Annotated in this window: 14 protein-coding genes; 2 read left to right on the top strand and 12 right to left on the bottom strand. The window is 63.7% G+C overall.

Features of this window, described 5'->3' with window-relative positions; all coding sequences use genetic code 11:
* Window positions 1-84: 84 nt before the first annotated feature.
* Together GT613_RS00315 and GT613_RS00310 are read right to left on the bottom strand one after the other, a co-directional pair.
* Window positions 85-1,461: a DHA2 family efflux MFS transporter permease subunit gene (locus GT613_RS00315; protein WP_009306870.1), complete on the bottom strand. Its 1,377-nt coding sequence runs from the start codon at window positions 1,459-1,461 to the stop codon at window positions 85-87.
* 214 nt (window positions 1,462-1,675) lie between these two features.
* A complete protein-coding gene (locus tag GT613_RS00310) occupies window positions 1,676-3,268 on the bottom strand; it encodes an FAD-dependent oxidoreductase (protein WP_015761391.1) in 1,593 nt (530 codons plus the stop codon).
* Between the two features lie 432 nt (window positions 3,269-3,700).
* On the opposite strand from GT613_RS00310, the gene GT613_RS00305 reads away from it, so the two are divergent.
* Both GT613_RS00305 and GT613_RS00300 read left to right on the top strand, forming a co-directional pair.
* Window positions 3,701-5,272 carry a LuxR C-terminal-related transcriptional regulator gene (locus tag GT613_RS00305; protein WP_161172449.1) on the top strand — a complete coding sequence of 524 codons (1,572 nt, stop codon included), beginning with the start codon at window positions 3,701-3,703 and terminating at the stop codon, window positions 5,270-5,272.
* 324 nt (window positions 5,273-5,596) lie between these two features.
* Window positions 5,597-6,280, top strand: coding sequence for a DUF1648 domain-containing protein (locus tag GT613_RS00300; RefSeq protein WP_009609410.1), 684 nt, complete (start codon window positions 5,597-5,599; stop codon window positions 6,278-6,280).
* Window positions 6,281-6,311: 31 nt separating this feature from the next.
* Here the strand turns inward: GT613_RS00300 and pth are convergent, their stop codons facing one another.
* The 10 genes from pth to GT613_RS00250 form a co-directional block, all read right to left on the bottom strand.
* On the bottom strand, window positions 6,312-6,869 hold the full coding sequence (gene pth / locus GT613_RS00295) for an aminoacyl-tRNA hydrolase (RefSeq protein ID WP_009306874.1): 558 nt from the start codon (window positions 6,867-6,869) through the stop codon (window positions 6,312-6,314).
* A 6-nt stretch (window positions 6,870-6,875) separates the two neighbouring features.
* Window positions 6,876-7,841, bottom strand: a complete 966-nt coding sequence (locus tag GT613_RS00290) for a ribose-phosphate pyrophosphokinase (RefSeq protein ID WP_009306875.1) — start codon at window positions 7,839-7,841, stop codon at window positions 6,876-6,878.
* Between the two features lie 177 nt (window positions 7,842-8,018).
* The gene (locus tag GT613_RS00285) at window positions 8,019-9,584 is read right to left on the bottom strand and encodes a helix-turn-helix transcriptional regulator (RefSeq protein WP_226844209.1); all 1,566 of its coding nucleotides are present in this window, start codon (window positions 9,582-9,584) and stop codon (window positions 8,019-8,021) included.
* A 55-nt stretch (window positions 9,585-9,639) separates the two neighbouring features.
* Window positions 9,640-10,524 (bottom strand): 4Fe-4S binding protein, encoded by an 885-nt coding sequence (locus tag GT613_RS00280; protein WP_009306877.1) that lies wholly within the window; start codon window positions 10,522-10,524, stop codon window positions 9,640-9,642.
* A complete protein-coding gene (locus GT613_RS00275; RefSeq protein ID WP_009306878.1) occupies window positions 10,524-11,159 on the bottom strand; it encodes a 4Fe-4S dicluster domain-containing protein in 636 nt (211 codons plus the stop codon). Before GT613_RS00275 ends, GT613_RS00280 begins: the two co-directional genes overlap by 1 nt.
* 3 nt (window positions 11,160-11,162) lie before the next feature.
* Complete coding sequence (locus GT613_RS00270; RefSeq protein ID WP_009306879.1) at window positions 11,163-11,831, bottom strand: molecular chaperone; 669 nt, start codon at window positions 11,829-11,831, stop codon at window positions 11,163-11,165.
* Between the two features lie 161 nt (window positions 11,832-11,992).
* Complete coding sequence (locus tag GT613_RS00265; RefSeq protein WP_009306880.1) at window positions 11,993-12,802, bottom strand: DmsC/YnfH family molybdoenzyme membrane anchor subunit; 810 nt, start codon at window positions 12,800-12,802, stop codon at window positions 11,993-11,995.
* A 1-nt stretch (window position 12,803) separates the two neighbouring features.
* On the bottom strand, window positions 12,804-13,388 hold the full coding sequence (locus GT613_RS00260; RefSeq protein WP_009306881.1) for a 4Fe-4S dicluster domain-containing protein: 585 nt from the start codon (window positions 13,386-13,388) through the stop codon (window positions 12,804-12,806).
* Window positions 13,378-16,074 (bottom strand): molybdopterin-dependent oxidoreductase, encoded by a 2,697-nt coding sequence (locus GT613_RS00255; protein WP_161172448.1) that lies wholly within the window; start codon window positions 16,072-16,074, stop codon window positions 13,378-13,380. Before GT613_RS00255 ends, GT613_RS00260 begins: the two co-directional genes overlap by 11 nt.
* A gap of 99 nt (window positions 16,075-16,173) precedes the next feature.
* Window positions 16,174-16,821, bottom strand: a complete 648-nt coding sequence (locus GT613_RS00250) for a hypothetical protein (RefSeq protein ID WP_015761398.1) — start codon at window positions 16,819-16,821, stop codon at window positions 16,174-16,176.
* Between the last annotated feature and the right edge of the window lie 23 nt (window positions 16,822-16,844).

Here is a 16,844-nt window from a genome sequence, read left to right as displayed (position 1 = left end):
ACGGTTTTCGCACCTGAGACGTGTTTTTCGGGCGATGATGGGCCGCGCACGGCTCCGCTCGCTGCGATCGCGCATGTTTCGCAGCTAGCGTACCTTCGCCACGATGAAGCCCAGGGTGGCCACGGCCATGACGGCGGAGAAGCCGAAGGCCAGCTGGTAGGCCAGCGCGGGGTTCGCGAGCCCCGCCGCAGACGCGCCTGCCACCGCGATGAGGAACACCATGACCGACGTGCCCAGCGACGCGCACGCTTGGCGGGCCGAGATGCAGAACGACGAGCCGTCGGCCACGATAGGCCGCGGCAGCTGCGCGAGGCTCCACGACGTGAGCGGCCCCACCAGCCCCGACACGCCCACCGCACGCACGGCCTGGCACAACGTGGTCACATACAACGGCGTGTCCGCATCGAGAAACGACATGAGCACCGCGCCGGTCGCCAGAAACGCGCCCGACACGAGCGCGACGGGACGCACCCCCACTTTGTCGGTGAGCACGCCCGCCAGCGGGTTCAGCACGAGCGCGGCCACGGTGCCGGGCAGCAGCACAACCCCGGCTTCGAGCGCGGTTCCGCCGCACAGCCCTTCCACGTACAGCGGCACGATCAGCGTCACGCCCATGAAGGAGGCGTTCAGCAGGTTCTGCGCAATGAAGCCCGCGCGATACTGGCGCGATGAGAAGATATCCATGCTGATCAGCGGGTCGTCCACCCGCTTCTGCCGCCGCACGAACAGCACGAGGAACAGCGCGCCCAGCACAAGCGGAGCCCAGATGAACGGGCTTTCGAACGAGAAGCTGCTCGCGTTCGAGAACGCCAGCAGCAGCCCGCCGAACCCGAGCGTCGACTGCGCGAGCGACACCACGTCGAGGCGCGCGCTCTTGTCGGGAGCCGCCGAGGGTTTGATGGCGACGGCCGCCGCAGCGGCAAGCGCCAACATGATGACCACGAGCAGCACGAAGAAGCTGCGCCATCCCAGCGAGAAGCTCATCGCCCCGCCGATGGTGGGACCGATGTTCGGCGCGAAGCCCATCGCGATGCCTGCCACGCCCATGGCCGTGGCCTGACGACCGCGCGGGAAGCGCGTCATGGCGATGGTCTGCATGAGGGGCATGAGCATGCCCGTGGAGATAGCCTGGAACACGCGGCCCGCCAGCAGCACGCCGAAGTTGGGAGCGAACAGGTCGGCCAGCGCCCCCACCAGGAAGAACGCAAGCGCGATGAACACGTGCTGGCGCACCGAGAAGCGTCGCGAGAGGAACGTGGCCACCGGAACGGTGATGCCCAGCACCAGCATGTAGCTGGTAGTCAGCCATTGTCCCAAGTCCACCGTCAGGCCGAACTGCAGCATGATGTCGCCCAGCATGGCGTTGACCGCAGTCTGCGAGAGGTTCCCCGACGCCGACGCCAGCACGACGATGGCGAACAGCGCGTACACGCCCATCCGCTCGCTCTTCACTCGTTTCATGCCCGCATGTCGCCTACCCTCCGTTTCCCACCAGCGCATTCCAGTATATCCCAAATATGCGCGAACGCAGGAGGAGCCTCTCGCGCTTCGCGATGCAAAATCGCTAAAGCGCACGAGACTCCTCCTTGGACGGGTCGCTTGAAAGACATGCGTGCGGCCATCGGATCATCTTAGCGAACAACCCGAAAGCAATCGACTCCGGAAACGCCTATCGCTACGAACGAGCGAGTGCGCTTCTAGCCGATATCCTCCCGAACGCACCGCACTCCCCCACGTTTCCACCTCCTTGGTACAGATGGCCCCAAATCGAGCCGAACTCACCGGCAGAATACAATCCCGGAATAGCCTGCCCGAACGGGTCGAGAATCTCGCCCTTTTCGTTGCGAACCGGACCGCCATCGGTATTGAGCAGTGCAGGGACGCAAAGCATCGCGTAGTAAGGAGGCTGGTTCAAACCGGTGAGCGTGTCAGAAGGACGGTAGAAAGCGAGATCCTCTCCCTTGTCCACAAACTCGTTCCATTGCTTGACCGTTTTCAGCAGCTCGTCTTCGGGAACTTCGATAACCTTGGCAAGCTCCTCGAGAGTGTCCGCTGAAACCGCCCATCCGTCACCGACGGGATCGGTCGAAGTCTCTTCCGGACACGCACCCGCGTCAAGACCCGCCTGATCGAATACGAACCAACCCTTTTCCGGCAAGGGAAGGTGCGCCATATCTCCACCGAACTGCGTGATGCCGTGTCGGTAGCCGACGTTGCGAGTTATGTCGGTATCGGGCAGCGCATATTTTTTGAAATTGCTGCATGCGTCGAAGTCCTGGTAGAACCTTCGTCCGTTCACGCCGACGGTGATGCCGTGCTGCTTCACCGTAAACGAGTACAACGTCGAAACGAACCGGGTGTTCTCTATGTTGCGCAAAGAGAGCCAGTATTGGGCGCCTCCGTGCATATGCCAGAAGTCGGCACCCGCTTTCATGCAGATACGATGCCCGTCGCCAGTGTTCGCCTTGCCTGCATACGGATAGCCTTTGACGCCCGTATAGTCGCGAAGCATATCCGGGTCGCTTTCGAAGCCCCCCGTGCACATGATGACGCCTCGCTTCGCACGGTACGATTTGCCGCCCGCCACAACGCCCGTCACTTCGCCCGTTGAGGCATCGCGAACAAGCGACTCCAAAGGCGTGGAAGCCTTGTACTCTATCGTGTCGTTGCGCTTCTTCATTTCGGAAAACAAGAACTCATGGATATGATGGGGCTGATCGCCCTCCGTTTTGAAGAGAAGGAAGCCCACCGTGTTGTCGTCGGGGTACTCGGCGTATTCGTTCGTCTCCTCCCCCGATGGGTCGGGTTCGTAGATGTTCAGCCACTCTTCCTTAGCCCCCAAACCCAAAATCCAGTTCAGGTTTTCCTTCGATTCTTCCACGAACGCCCTGATGGTTGCTTCCGGAGTGCTTTCCCCTATAAGGTGTCCCAAGTAGTTCATCGGGCCGTCGGTTTCGTCGAAATACAGCTGCCAACCCGCGCAGAACGGGCTGTTCCCGTTCGGAAGCGAGTCCTTTTCCACGACAAGACAGGAAGCCCCGTCACCCTCGTCCGCCACCGTTATCGCAGCAGTAAGCCCCGCAATGCCGGCACCCGCCACTATGACGTCGTACTCTCCGTCCCATTTCTCATTGGAAGAAGCCGAATCGGCTTCCCCGCTGGCGCACCCCGCAAGACCGAAAGCGGTAGCCCCGGCCAAAGCCAGACCTGCCCCCTTCAAGAAATTGCGGCGCGTTGTCTTGGTTCCCTGCTGATTCTCATTCGTCATCGCGCATTCCCCCTCCATATCTCATCCCTTTCTGCATCGATCGCTAGCCTGCCGAAGCCAGCGCCTCGACAGACGGCAAGGCTCGCTTCCGCAACCTGCCGCTTCCACTTTTACCCTTCCTCCCGAGCCCGTTCATCCGACAAACTGTCCGAACGAGGTTGAAACGCATCCCCGAACCGGATGATTTTCGTCCCGGACGCACTATGCGAGACAATATCGCTATCTGCGCGCTTACCGCGAGAACCTCGATGTTCTATAGTGGATCGAACCAGAAACTGCACCGTCTCGAACCAGGCACGACCAAGAAGAGCGGCACGCGTTTTCGCGCGCTAGCGTAAGGCCTGAATCGGACGCGACGCGATAAACGGTCAACGGTTGGTCGTTCGAATGAAATCAGGCTTCCAAATCTCTCTGGAATGCAGAAAGGCGCCCATGAAGAACGTCACGCCCTATTCGCTCGATGACGAAGCTGTTCGTTCGGATGCAGCCGTCTCCGTCATATCTTCGATCGGATTGACTGCCGTGATAGTATGGGCCGACCTCTTGGGGCACGGATTCGGATTCGCACCGTCTTCGTCGATTATTCAACAGCTGGGAAATGCCCGTCTTTTCTTTCTCGTAGGATTCACCCTCTGCGCCATAGGATCCGTGCTTTTAGCGAGAGCTCCACAAAGAAAAACGCAGGTGCTGACAAAGGCGGCTCCGACAGCCGCTTTCCTTGGAACAGGACTATACGGCTTCGCCTACCTGCAAACGGCGCTACCGTCGGAGATCATCGCGCTTCTGGGACTCGTCTGCTGCGGCGCCGGATACTACGCGACGACTTTGCTCATATATTGCGAACTCGCAAAAACGAAACGCCTCGTCATGGCAATAGGAGCCTTATCAGCGAGCTTGATTCTCAAAACGATCGTCGGCTCGGAGTTAAGCACGGCTCTGACCTCGTCGGCACAAGTGGTTTTTGCTTCGATTCTGCCTTGGGTCTCCTTCGCGTGCCTGGAGGCGCTCAAGCGCTTCGGCACATCACGCTATCTCGAAGCATACCGCTCTCGCCCACTTTTGACGAAAAAAGGTATGTACGACCTCGTGTTTCTGCTAGTAGCCGTATCGTTGATACTGGCGGCTCTGAGAGGCACCAGCCATCTTGGACTCTGGGGAAGCAACCATTTGGGATCGCCCGTCTCAACTCCGGCAGGCTACCTCACAGTCGCCCTCGCTTTGACTGCTTGCGCATACCTCACCCTGCTTCGCAACAGCAATAATCAGATGCTTGTTCGATACCAGCCTGCGTTCCTTGTCCTAGCCGGAGGCTTTCTCATCTACGTTCTTCAGAATGAGTACGTTTTCGCACGGATCGCAGATCCCGTGTTCGACTGGCTCTACCTGACCGTAGAGTTGTTCGGGCACCTGCTCTCGGGAACCATGATCATCACCGCCATCCGCTCGGCATCGGCGCCGGCCTGGCTGTTCCAAGGAATAAGCGATTCAGCTTTCGGCTTAGTCGCTGTACCATGGCTGCTCCTCGTTCAGGAAGCTCATGTCGATATCAGAATCCTGATGGCCGTAGCCATCTTCCTCGTGATGGTAGCCGCCATACGTCCCATGAGCACGCGCCCCATGGAAATCGAGCGCTCGCTCTCTTTGTCATCTTGCGAAGGCGCAGCGGAGCTTCAAGGCGATCGTTTGACAAGCGCAAGCGAGCCAACAGAGCGCAACGAACCCTCGATAGAGCAACGCGTCAGCGAAACCCTGACGAAATACCATCTGGAAATCGCGAAGCGGCACAATCTTTCCTCCCGCGAAAGCGAGGTATTCCTCCTTTTGGCTCAAGGCAGAAGCCGTCCTTATATTTGCGAGGTATTCTGCTTGTCCGATGGCACCGTCAAAACGCATATCACGCATATCTACCGCAAATTCGATGTCCACAATCGACAAGCTTTCATCGACCAAGTTCAGAAAGAGATCGCGGAGCTCGACATGCGCAATGGACACCAAAGCGCATAGCGCCAAAACTCAAACGAGCAGCAGGCACGGACGCCAAACGCTGTCCCCGAATTGGCAGCCATGACAAAATTAGCTTCGGCGAACTCGCGTTGGGATCTTCACGACCTGGCCTTATGTCGTGCATCCGCCCTGGCATTCAGTCCAACCCGTCCAAAATCGCCTCCAAAATTGCCACAGCTTGCCATTTGGGGACAGCCAACGAGGACGTCCTCCGACGCAATTACGCCGCTGCTTTGGCGCGCGTCGACATCCTTGCCCCCATTGCATGATAATGCCAGTTCATCTATATTTAGTATTGCTAGGCTATAGAGGAAGGGAGCGCACATGGCGGAAAACGATACCGACCGAAACGAACCATGCGATCCCGACATCGACGATACAGCCGCTGCGCCCGCCTACCGCATGAGCCGCGGACGCGTTGCGCTGCTGGCGGTGCTGGCCATCTTGCCGGTCGTGTTGACCGCGCTCGCCCAACCGTTTCTGCCGGATAGCGTTCCCCTGCACTACGGAGCAAGCGGCCCGGATCGATGGGGATCGAAAGGCGAGCTGTTCGTTGCCGCCGGCATCATCACCGTCATCGCGTTCGTCCTCGTGACGGTATACGCCGTGGTCGAACATCAACGAGAAACGGGGCGGGAGGATTGGCTCGTCGTCGACGGTCCCGTCACCAGCATGTTTCCCGTCTTCTCCATCTGCCTTGCGATCATTGATTGCCTCGACGCCGCCTACGTCTTCGCCGCCTTCCAGCTGGGAGGCTTCTCGATGCCAGAGAACATGGGCTCGCTCATCGGAGGGATCGTCTGCCTCGTCGTGGCGCTCTCCCTACTCACGCCAGCCCTGTACATGCTGATCACGGGCAAGGGCCTCTCGCTCGTGAACTTCCATCCCGGAACGAGCGACCTCGAGAAACGCACCGGAGCCGACAAACAGCAGGCGCGCGCCATCGGCGGTTTGCTGCTATTCCTCACCGTCATCGTCCTCGTGGAATTACTCGTAACGGTGAAATGAAAACGCACCCGCCACTTTCGACGGGTGCGCGCTAGTTGAACGCTTGCTGGGTCTTCTCCAACCCTACCTGCACCAAGGACAACGCCGCTTGTGCGCCGCGGTCGGTGGCTTGGGCGAAGTCGTCGGCCGCGTCCTTCTTCGGCTTCGACAGCACCCAGTCCACCACGGGCATGCGTCCCGGCGGGCGCCCGATGCCCACGCGCACGCGATGCCAGTCGCGCGTTCCCAGCTTGTCGCAGATAGAGCGCAGGCCGTTGTGCCCCGCGTGCCCGCCGCCGAACTTCACGCGCACGGTACCGGGGTCGATGTCCAGCTCGTCATGCACGACGATCAGGTGCTCAGCATCCACGCCGTACGCGTTCATCAGCTGCTTCACCGGACCGCCCGACGTGTTCATGTAGCTTTGCGGCTTGGCCAGCACCAGGTCGTGATCGCGATACACGCCTTTGGTGGTCAGCGCGCCGCATTCCGTCTTCCAGTAGCGCGCGCCCACCTCCTCGGCGATCAGGTCCACGGCGTCGAACCCGGCGTTGTGCCGCGTATGCTCGTACTCCTCGCCCGGATTTCCCAGGCCAACGATCAAAAACATCGGACCCTACTCGAACAGCGAGGCAACGGAGCCGTTGTTGTAGACGTTGCTGATGGTCTTCGCGAACAGCGGGCCCACGGACAGCACCTTCACCTTGCCGGTCTGGCGCTCCAGCGGCACGGGCACAGCGTTCGTCACCACCACTTCCTCGATGGACGAGTTCGCGATGCGCTCGTACGCCGGGCCGCTGAACAGGCCGTGCGTCGCGCACGCGTACACCTTCTCGGCGCCCTTCGCCTTGAGCGTGGTGGCGGCGGCAACCAGCGAGCCGGCCGTGTCGATCATGTCGTCGTTCAGGATGCACACCTTGCCGTGCACGTTGCCGATGAGCGCCGTGATCTCGGCCTGGTTGTGCTTCGGGCGGTCCTTGTGCATGATGGCGATGTCGCAGTCCAGCATGGTGGAGAACTTCTTCGCGGCCTTCGCGCGGCCCACGTCGGGCGACACGACGCACAGCTTGTCCTTGTCCAAGCCCATGCTCTGGAAGTAGTCGACGAAGATGGGCATGGCGGTCATATGGTTCACCGGCAAGTCGAAGAAACCCTGGATGGCGTCCTGGTGCAGGTCGATGGTGATGACGTTGTCCACGCCCGACGCGGCCATGAGATCGGCCACGAGCTTGGCGGTGATAGGCTCGCGCGGGGCGGCCTTGCGATCCTGGCGCGCGTAGCCGTAATGGGCCACCACCGCCGACACCGAGCGGGCCGAGGCGCGCTTGGCGGCGTCCACCATGATGAGCAACTCCATGAGCGCGTCATTCACGTCGTAGCCCGCGCCGCTGCACACCGATTGGACCAGGAACACGTCCGCGCCGCGCACGCTTTCCTGGTAGCGCGCGTAGATCTCGCCGTTGGCGAACTTCTCAAGCTTGACGTTGCCGAGCGACACGTTCAGATCCTTCGCGATCTCCTCGGCAAGCTCGGGGTTGACCGACCCCGAGAACAAGGCCATGCTCTTCTGCACTTCCGTCATGTGCGCGCTCCTTCGCTTCACCCTCAGGGCCGCCGCACCGCGCAGCCGTCGCCCCCTGTCTCATCGGCACTATTGTATCCGCACGCGTCGCGCACGCACAGGGTGAACTTCGGCATCTTCGCAGATTGACCGCAAGGTCTGACAAGAGGCAAGCGCCCAACTCCGGACGGAGAACGCTCAGCGCACGATCTTCCCGTCCTCGATGAGGCTTTGCAGCTCCTGCTTGGAATGCACGCCCGCCTTCGCGTAGACGTTGCGGATGTGGCTTTTCGCCGTGTTGAACGAGATGCCCAACTCGCCTGCGATGTACTCGATGGTATAGCCCTTCCCCAGCAGGAACAGCACGTCGCGCTCGCGCAGCGACAGGCCCGCCTGCTCGGCCAGCGCGTTGCAGCTTTTCGTCCAGGCGCCCTCGCGCGGCGCGCCGTCGCCGTCGCTGGCGCCCCCAGCGCCCTCCGGCCCCCTGCCGCTAGGGAAGAAATCGCCCGTCCCCTGGTCGGTCTGGGCGTTGCGGGTCTTCCTGAGCGCCATGCCGATGGTGCGCTCGTTGAGGATGACCATCGACACCACCAGCAGCACGAACACCATGCCCATGGCAAGCGCCACCATGTTGCTGGGGTTCTCCACCAGCACGGGCGCCAGCGACGCCCCGGCGAACCAGCCCACGGTGGTGCCCGCCGCCGACGCGCCGCGGCCCCACCCGAACACGCGCACGTACGACAGGTCGGTGCGGTTCGCCACGTTGGCCAGCAGGCACCACACCATGAGGATGAACAGGTTGTACGCGATGCTCACAAGCTCGCCCTGGATGACGCCCAGGCCGCCGAACAACGGCACCACGAGGTTGCCCAAACACGTGAGGATGATGATGGGATAGTACAGCTGGCTGATGTCGAACTCGCGCACCAGCAGCCCCACCAGCACGAACAGCAGCACGGCCGCGCACGCCGTGGCAAACACGATGATCACGCCCTGGTCCGTGGCCGCCGACAGCGGCTGCTGCAGCGCCATGAACCCCTTGATCACGCCCGCGATCACCGAGAACACCGACACCGCCACCACGAGGCGGATGAAGTAGCCGCGCGGAAGCTCGCGCACGGGAACGACGTCCTCCGCCGGCTCGCTCGGCGCGCGCACCGCGGCCATGGTGAACACCACCGCCAGAAGCGGCAAGCTGGCCGCCATCAGCAGCCCCACCGGCTGGGGCAGCCCGATGCAGACGAAGTACAGCATGCCCGCGAAGATGAACGACCCCGCCGTGTACATGAAAGCTTGGCGCGCGCCCACCGTGCTGTACACCGAACCCAGGCGCAAGGCGACGAACGCGGTGCCCACCCCGGTGAGCGAGCAACCCGCCACGTACAGCGCCTCGCCGGCCTGGGCAGGCGCCGACCAGGCCACCACCAGCGTGGCCAGCGTCGCCATTCCCGCCAGCACCGTCACCGACAGCCGCGACTCCACGATGCGCGCCGTGACCTTCTGGAACGCCCCGGCCACGATGAGCACGAGGCCCAGCGCCGTCGTGGAAGCCAGGTACATCACCGACATGGCGTTGCCCCCGACGGAAGCCCCCGACCAGCCGAACAGCACGTCGCTGTTGTAGCTGAGGAAAATCCACGCGTAATAAGCTCCGAAGCCCAGGAACTTCATGCTGGGCCACTGCTCGTCCAGGTCCTCGAGCAGCCGCGTCGCCGAAAACCGCGCGCGATCCCGCTCTTCGCCAGCCTTCATCTCACGCATCATGTTCCTCCCCTTTACGCGGCCTCGCAACAGCCCGCGCTCCCCGTACCGCAAAGGCCTATTCTAACACCCGCTCGTCCTCCCCCGCTTCGACCCCGTCGCCGTCCTCGCCGACGCGTTTCGGAAGAAACGGAAACGAGATGGCATGCATCGGGCATGCGTCGGCGCACGCACGGCATTTCGTGCACTCGTGCATCGGCGCCGAGCCGGATGCGTCGTGCAGGTCGATGCCCTCGGGACACACGTCGGCGCACTGATGGCAGGGCTCGCCTTTGGACGAGCGCAAACACGTCGCCTCGTTGCTGACGGGACGAAACGTCTTGTTCAGCCGCGACACCAGCGACAACAGCGCGCCCAGCGGGCAGAAGCGGCTGCACCACTTGCGCAGCACCAGCACCTCCAGGGCGAGCATGGCCGGAAACACCAGCAACGACAGGGCCACCTCGTTGAACTGGAACAAGCGCCACACCGCGATGAGCGTGGCGAACGTGAGGCCCACCGGGCAGATGAGACAGAACACCGGGAACCCGAACACCGCCGTGGACAGCAGCGCGCCGCCCAGCACCCAGTTGCGCGAATCGGCCGCGCCGCCGCGCTGGGCGGCGGGCACGTCGAGCGCATCGGACGCACGACGCTTGCGCTTCGGCTCCTTCAAGCCGAAGATACGCCTCAGCAGGGGGATCGGGCAGCCCCAGGCGCAGAACGCACGGCCGAACAGCACCACCAGCGCAATACCGATGGCCAGCGCGATGAGCATCGGCGGCACCACGGTCTTGCTGGCCAGCGCCGCCTCCGCCGCGCCGAGCGGACAGATGGCCGCGATGTCGTAGATGCCCCAGGCCGACGGCGTGCCCGTACCGGTGTGCAGGGCCAGCCCCAGGCACACGAGCGCAATCACCGCCAAGACGGACAGCGTGCGCAGCAGTTTGGAGTTCCGTTTCATCACGCGCTCATCTCGCTCTCGTCCTCCACCACCGTCTTCCCCAGTCGCGCGTACGCGCTGGGACTCACCACCACGATGCCGCGCCGCGTGCCGCCCGAGAAGCTGCGGTACACAAGCGCCGGGCACACGTCCTCGCACACGCCGCAGCCGTTGCATCGGTCGGCGTCCACCACGGGATGGCCGTCTCCATCAAGCGCGATCGCCTCGAACGGGCAGGCCTTCTGGCACTCGACGCACCCCTGGTAGTAGGCCACGCAGCGGTCCTTCTGCACCACCGCCATGCCCATCTTGTCGGCCTCCGGGTCGAACGCCCCGATGGCTCCCGTGGGGCATACGCGCTGGCAGTCGCCGCAGAAGTCGCAGCTTCCCCGATGGAAGTTCAGCTTGGGCGTGCGGGCGCGTAGAAAGCCGTCGCCAACCTCCGCCACGCCGATCACCCCGGTGTGGCACACGCTGCGGCAGCGGTCGCACTTCACGCACGAGGCCAGCAGATGCAGCTCGTCCTGCGCCCCCGGCGGCCGCACGAGCGCGGTTTCGGACGCGCCGTCGGCCGCCTTCACCGCCCCGCCGAACGCGGCGAATACGGCCGCTGCGCCGCAGAACCCTGCGAACGCCCGTCGCGTGTACGCGGCCATGGCTTACGCCGCCTGGGCGCTCTGGCCGATCATCTGGTCTTCCAACTGCAGAAAGCCCTCGGTGATGTCGGCGACGCCCCGATAGAACGCGGTTTGCGCGTACGCGCGCACGTCAGCGCACAAACGCGGCACCCAGTTGGCCAGGTGCTCGTCGAAGAACGCGCGTTGCTTCGCGCACAGCTCGGCGTAGCGCGCCTCGTCGCCAGCATCGAGCGCCGCGCCCGCGCGCTCGATCAGCTTCGCCATGAACTGGAACTCGAACGACAGATGATCCTCCGGCGTGGTGTTGTCGGCCGGCAGGCCCAGCTCCTCGCCCAGGTAGAACGCCACCGCGGAATCGCGCGCATCCTGCATGAGCAGGTGCTCCTCGCTCGTGTACACCGACTCGTACGGCGGCGCCATCAGCTGCTCGTACATGCCCGCGCACAAGAACACGCGCGCGTAGTCCACGGCAAGCTCCTGGCGCGTGCCCGAATCGCGATGGCGCAGGTACTCCTTCACCGTCGCGTATCCCGCGCCCACGTACTCGGCATCCGTCGGCAGGTCCTGCTTCGTCAGCGTCCCTATCTGCTCGTCGGTCAGTTCCAGCTTGTACATGCTTGCCAGGAATTCGTAAAAGCCCTTGCGCGCGGCGTTCACCTCGGCAAGCTCTTCGCGATCATGCTGTTCCATGGTGCTCTCCTTGCATTCCCCGTTGGTTACCGGTTCCGTTGTCGACCGATCGAGCCATACGCATGAGGGAGGGGGGGGGTTGCGTATGGCTTGATCGAGCGGCCCGGTCGGGGGCCGTCCTCCGCACGCGCGCAGGACGGCCCCTTCCCCGCCGGCATCGTCTACAGGACGATGCCGAAGTAGTTGGCCACCGCGGTGCCCACCATCCACATGACGGCGCGGAACGCGATGGATCCGATGATGCCGCCGGCGAACGCGACGGTCGCCATGGTCACGGCCGACGCGGGCTTGCTGCGCGCCAGCCATCCGCACACGAGGGGCGCGAGACCGCCGCACACGAGTGCGACCCAGAAGATGGCCGCGGCATCGCCCGTCGCCGCGCCGGACGCGAAGCCGAAGGCCAAACCGGACACGAGCGCCAGAACGCCGCCGATCACGGTTTCCAAGCCGGCCAGCTTCACGGCCTCGGCGCTCTCTTTCTTGCAGGCGACCAGCAGCAGGTACAGGCTCAAGCCGCTCGCCGCGCCGAAGCCCAGATAGCCCAACGGCAGCGTGATGGTGTTCCACGTGGTGCGCGCCTCCATCATGTAGGAGTAGCCGCTGGCGAAGCTGAACACGATGCCGATGACGGCGGCCAGCACGGCAACCGCTTTGCGGGCTCCGGCCGACGCATCGCGCTTCAGCAGGATCACGTACACGGCCACCGCCGCGATGAACAGACCGATGAGCAGCGCTTCCAGGAAGATGCCCGCCGTGGGATGGCTCAGCACGGCCATGATGCGGTCGGGGTGCGACAGGTGCGTGACCGACGCGATGCCGCCCACGACGGCCAGCACGAGCGCCAGAACGGAAGCCACCAGGTTGGTGCGCTGCGTCAATCCACGCAGCTCGTCAACGGCCACGCCGACCGACACCCATGTGCCGCAGCTGGCGATCGCCGTGAACAGAACGAGGGACCATTGGATGTCCATGCTACTCAGCCCCTTCCATCCACTCGCCGTGCATGCTGGTCATGATGTACTTCGTGCAGGGGTTGTTGCCCACGTTCGGCAGCTCGTGGATGTCCGCCGCATCGTACTTCGCCAGCTCCTTGGACACGTCGGAGTTCGGATCGTCCAAGTCGCCGTAGAAACGGGCGCCGGCGCTGCAGCTCTTCACGCACGCGGGAAGCTCGCCGTTCGCCGTCAGGTGGCCGCACAGCGTGCACTTCTCCACCGTCTTGGACGCCTTGTTCCAATCGCGCACGCCGTAGGGGCAGGCCATCATGCAGTACTTGCAGCCGATGCACTTCTCGCGGTCGATGAGCACCACGTTGTTGCCATCGCGGTAGCTGGCGCCGGTGGGGCACACGTGCACGCACGGGGCATCGGCGCACTGCTGGCACATGGTGGGCAGCGGGTAGCGCGTCATGTTCGGGTAGTCGCCGAAGGGCCCGCGCTGCAGCATCTTGTTCCAATGCTCGCCCAGGGCGATGTCGTTCTCCATCTTGCACGTGATCTCGCAGGAATAGCAGCCCGTGCAGCGATCGAGGTTCACCACGATGCAGTTATGCGCCATAATCGAACACCTCCTCGGTAGGATCGCTCGGCTGCGGCATCCAGGGCTCGAACTGCTCGGGCTCGGTCCACACGCCTTCCGGAGCAGCGGCGTCAGGCGTGACCTTCACCTGGAAGCCGCGCAGGGTATAGGTGCCGTACTCGGGGTTGTACGGCTCGTCGTTCTTGGTCAGCACGTTGATGTTCATCACGCGGTAAGCGCGCTCGGGGTCGGTGTCCAGCAGCTCGGGCGCCCAGAAGCGCTCCTGGTAGATGACGCCCTTGGCGATGGCCGTGGTAACGCGCGCCTTGCCGTGCGTCTCGCCGCGGCGGCTGGCGATGGTGCACCACTGGCCGTCCTCCACGCCGTAGGTCGCCGCGTCGTCGGGATGGATCCACATCTCGGGCACGGGGTAGATCTCGCGCAGGTAGGGTATGTTGCGCAGCGTGCCGTGGTGGTACATAGGCAGACGGCCCTCGGTCAGCACCAGCGGATACTCGGTGTCCGTGAGCGGGCTTTCGGCCGGCTCCTTGTAGTAGCACAGCGGCTCGTAGTCCTTCGAGGCCGGCTCCAGCACCAGGTTCTTCTCCTCGAAGCACTGCGACCAGGGGAAGCCCGTGCGGCCCAGGATGGTGTTGGACTCGCAGTACACCTCGCACTTCTTGGAAGGCGTGCCGAAGCCCTTCTCCTTGCCCGTGGCCTCGTCAACCGCCTTATAGCCGTAGTACGTGCGGTACTCCTCTTCGGTGCACCACTCGAACACGCCCTTCTCGGCCGCCTCCTCCCAGCTCATCTTCAAGTTGTTCAGGTGCAGCTTCTGCTTCTCGTACTCGTTCTTGTACATCGGGATGCCGTTCGTGCCCTCGGCCGTGAAGGCCTCCTGCGCATGCACGTTGCCCATCTCGGCCATCTTCTGCACGATCTGCGTCCAGATGAGGCCCTCCTCCACCGTCTCGAACAGGTGGGTGACCGCCTGGCGGATGACGATGGCGTTCAGCTGCGGGATGACCAGGTTGGTTTCCAGCCACTCCGCGGAGGGAAGCAGCATGTCGGCACACAGCACGGAGAACGCCGTCGGGTACATGAAGATGTGGCAGACGAAGTCGAGGTTCGGGACGATCTCGTCGAGGCACGTGGCGTTGCCCAGCACCACGTGCTTGTTGCCGGAGCGCTCGAACCATGCGTGGATCTGGTAGGGATCGCCGTCCTTCATGGCCTTGAACACCGCGGGAATGAACGCCATATCCCAGTCCAGCAGGCCCTTGTGCTCCTGCACGCCCAAGCGCTTGAGCATCTTCTCCTTCTTGAGGAAGCGCGGCGTGTTGGGGATCTGATCGCGCGCCGGGCAGGCTTTGAAGCTTTGCAGCATGGCGCCGGGCTTCTGCACGTTGCCCATGAGGTACTCGAGGTTGAGGGCGCCGAGCGCGCACTGCTGCGACTGCTCGTATTGGTCGATGGGCACGCCCTGCATGATGCCGGACTGGCCCGTCGTGTAGATCTCCCGCGCCTTCTCGATCTGGCCCTCGTCGAGCCAGCAGATCTCGGCCGCCTTCGCCAGCGTGAACTCCTCCACGCTCTCCTTGAGCAGCTGGCCGCCCGTGGGGTACTGCTTCCCGTCGATCTCGTACGTGCCGAACAGCGGCGGGGTGACGCCCTCGTTCATGGGGTACTCCAGCACGACGGGCTTGCCCTGCGCCGGATCCCAGATGACGTAATCGGCGTCGGTGCCTTCGAGGCCGCATTCGGTGGGCTTGAGGGTCAGGCGCGTCTCGGGGTTCACGAGGTAGGGCATGTTGGTCCAGTTCGTGCAGAAGTCCTCGTCGTACTTCTCGTTGTCGATGATCCACTTCGTCCACGCCATGAGCAGCGCGGCGTCGGTGCCGGGGCGGATGGGCAGCCACACGTCGGCCTTGGCGGCGTCCATCGTCATGCGCGGGTCGATGACCACGGTCTTCAAGCCCTGCTCGCGGGCGCGCAGCTCGGCCAGCGCGCGGCCGCCCGTGGCAACCGAGCTGTTGGCCGGGTCGGTGCCCCACAGCACGAGGGAGTCCACCGGCGAGTCGGTGAAGTAGTAGTCCCAACCATTGGAGTCGCTGAAGGACAGGTTGTTCGGCTTGCCCATGCCGTTCGACAGCTGCGAGGCGCCCATGCGTGGCAGGTAGCACTGCGCGCAGCCAGGCTCCCACACGTTGGGCGTGTTGATGGCCTCGCCGAAGCGCTTCACGTTGCTGAAGTGCGGGTTGCCGCCACCGCCGGTGGACACGGCCACGCATTCCGAGCCGTACTTCTCGTCGATCTCGATGAGCTTCGTGGCGATCTCGGTGATGGCCTCGTCCCAGGTGATGCGCTCCCACTGGTTCTGGCCGCGCTCGCCCACGCGGCGCATGGGGTACTTGTTGCGGTTGGGATGGTACAGCGCCTGGATGCCGGCCATGCCCTTCGCGCACAGGCCGCCCTGGCTCATAGGGCTTTCGGGATTGCCCTCGATCTTGATGACGCGACCGTTCTTCACATGCGCCAGCACGGCGCAGCTTGCGATGCAGGCGCGGCAGGCCGTCTTCACGATCTTCACGTCGCCGCCCGTATCGGCATGCGCCGGATCGACGTGCACGAGGTCGTCGCTCACGGCAACGCCCAGACCGCATGCGGCGCCCAGCGCCGCCGCCGACTTCACGAAACTGCGTCGCGTGATGGTAGGCTGTGTCATGTTCCCTCCTCCTTGTATCTCGTCTTTGCTGATGGTGCTTGGGGTTATCTCAAATGGGACGCTCGCGCGCGGGCGGAGCCGGGGCGGTCGGGCAGCGCTTTACCCGACCATGGCCAGCATCTGCCGGCCGGCATCCGTCGTCTTCCACGAGCCGTCCCATGCAAGACCGCCTACGGTCTCCAATTTGGAGATGAAATAGCTGGGATACACCTGCTTGGGGTCGCTGAGCGCGGGGTCGCCTTCGAGCGCTCGCTCGATGGCGGCCTTCGTCGCGCCGCCCTCGCAGAGGGCGAGCACGGTGGCGTACGTTTGCGCGTAGGCCGCAGGTTCGTCGCGCAGGGTTTCACCGAACCGCCTCGTGGGCTCGAATTGCGCGAGCGCGGCGAGGCCGGCTGCGGTCGTTTGCACGGTGTAGTCGATGGGCCGATCCTGCTTCTCCTCGCCCGGCGCGTACGCGGGCTCGGGAACCTCGACGGCATCCACGCCGCCGCAGTCCACCATGATGCGCAGCAGCGCGTGGGCGTTCTGCGTACTGAGGCTCAGTTCGGGCCGCTCGTCGATGAGCGCCTCGGCATCGCGATAGGGCATGCGCTGCTCGCACACGGACAGCACGGCGCACAGCGCCAGCGTGTTGGCGCGATTGGCGTTGAGTCGCTTGACGATGGCGTCGACGGTTGCGGCGGCCTCGTCGGCGGCCGACGCGGCTGTAGATGCGGATGTGGCCGCGGCCTGCGTGTCGTTGCTCATGGTTCCCCCGTTTCTGCTCGTCT

Source organism: Eggerthella sp. BIOML-A4, assembly GCF_009875575.1.
In the GTDB taxonomy this organism is placed as follows: domain Bacteria; phylum Actinomycetota; class Coriobacteriia; order Coriobacteriales; family Eggerthellaceae; genus Eggerthella; species Eggerthella lenta.
This window is presented reverse-complemented; position numbering and strand designations above follow the sequence as displayed.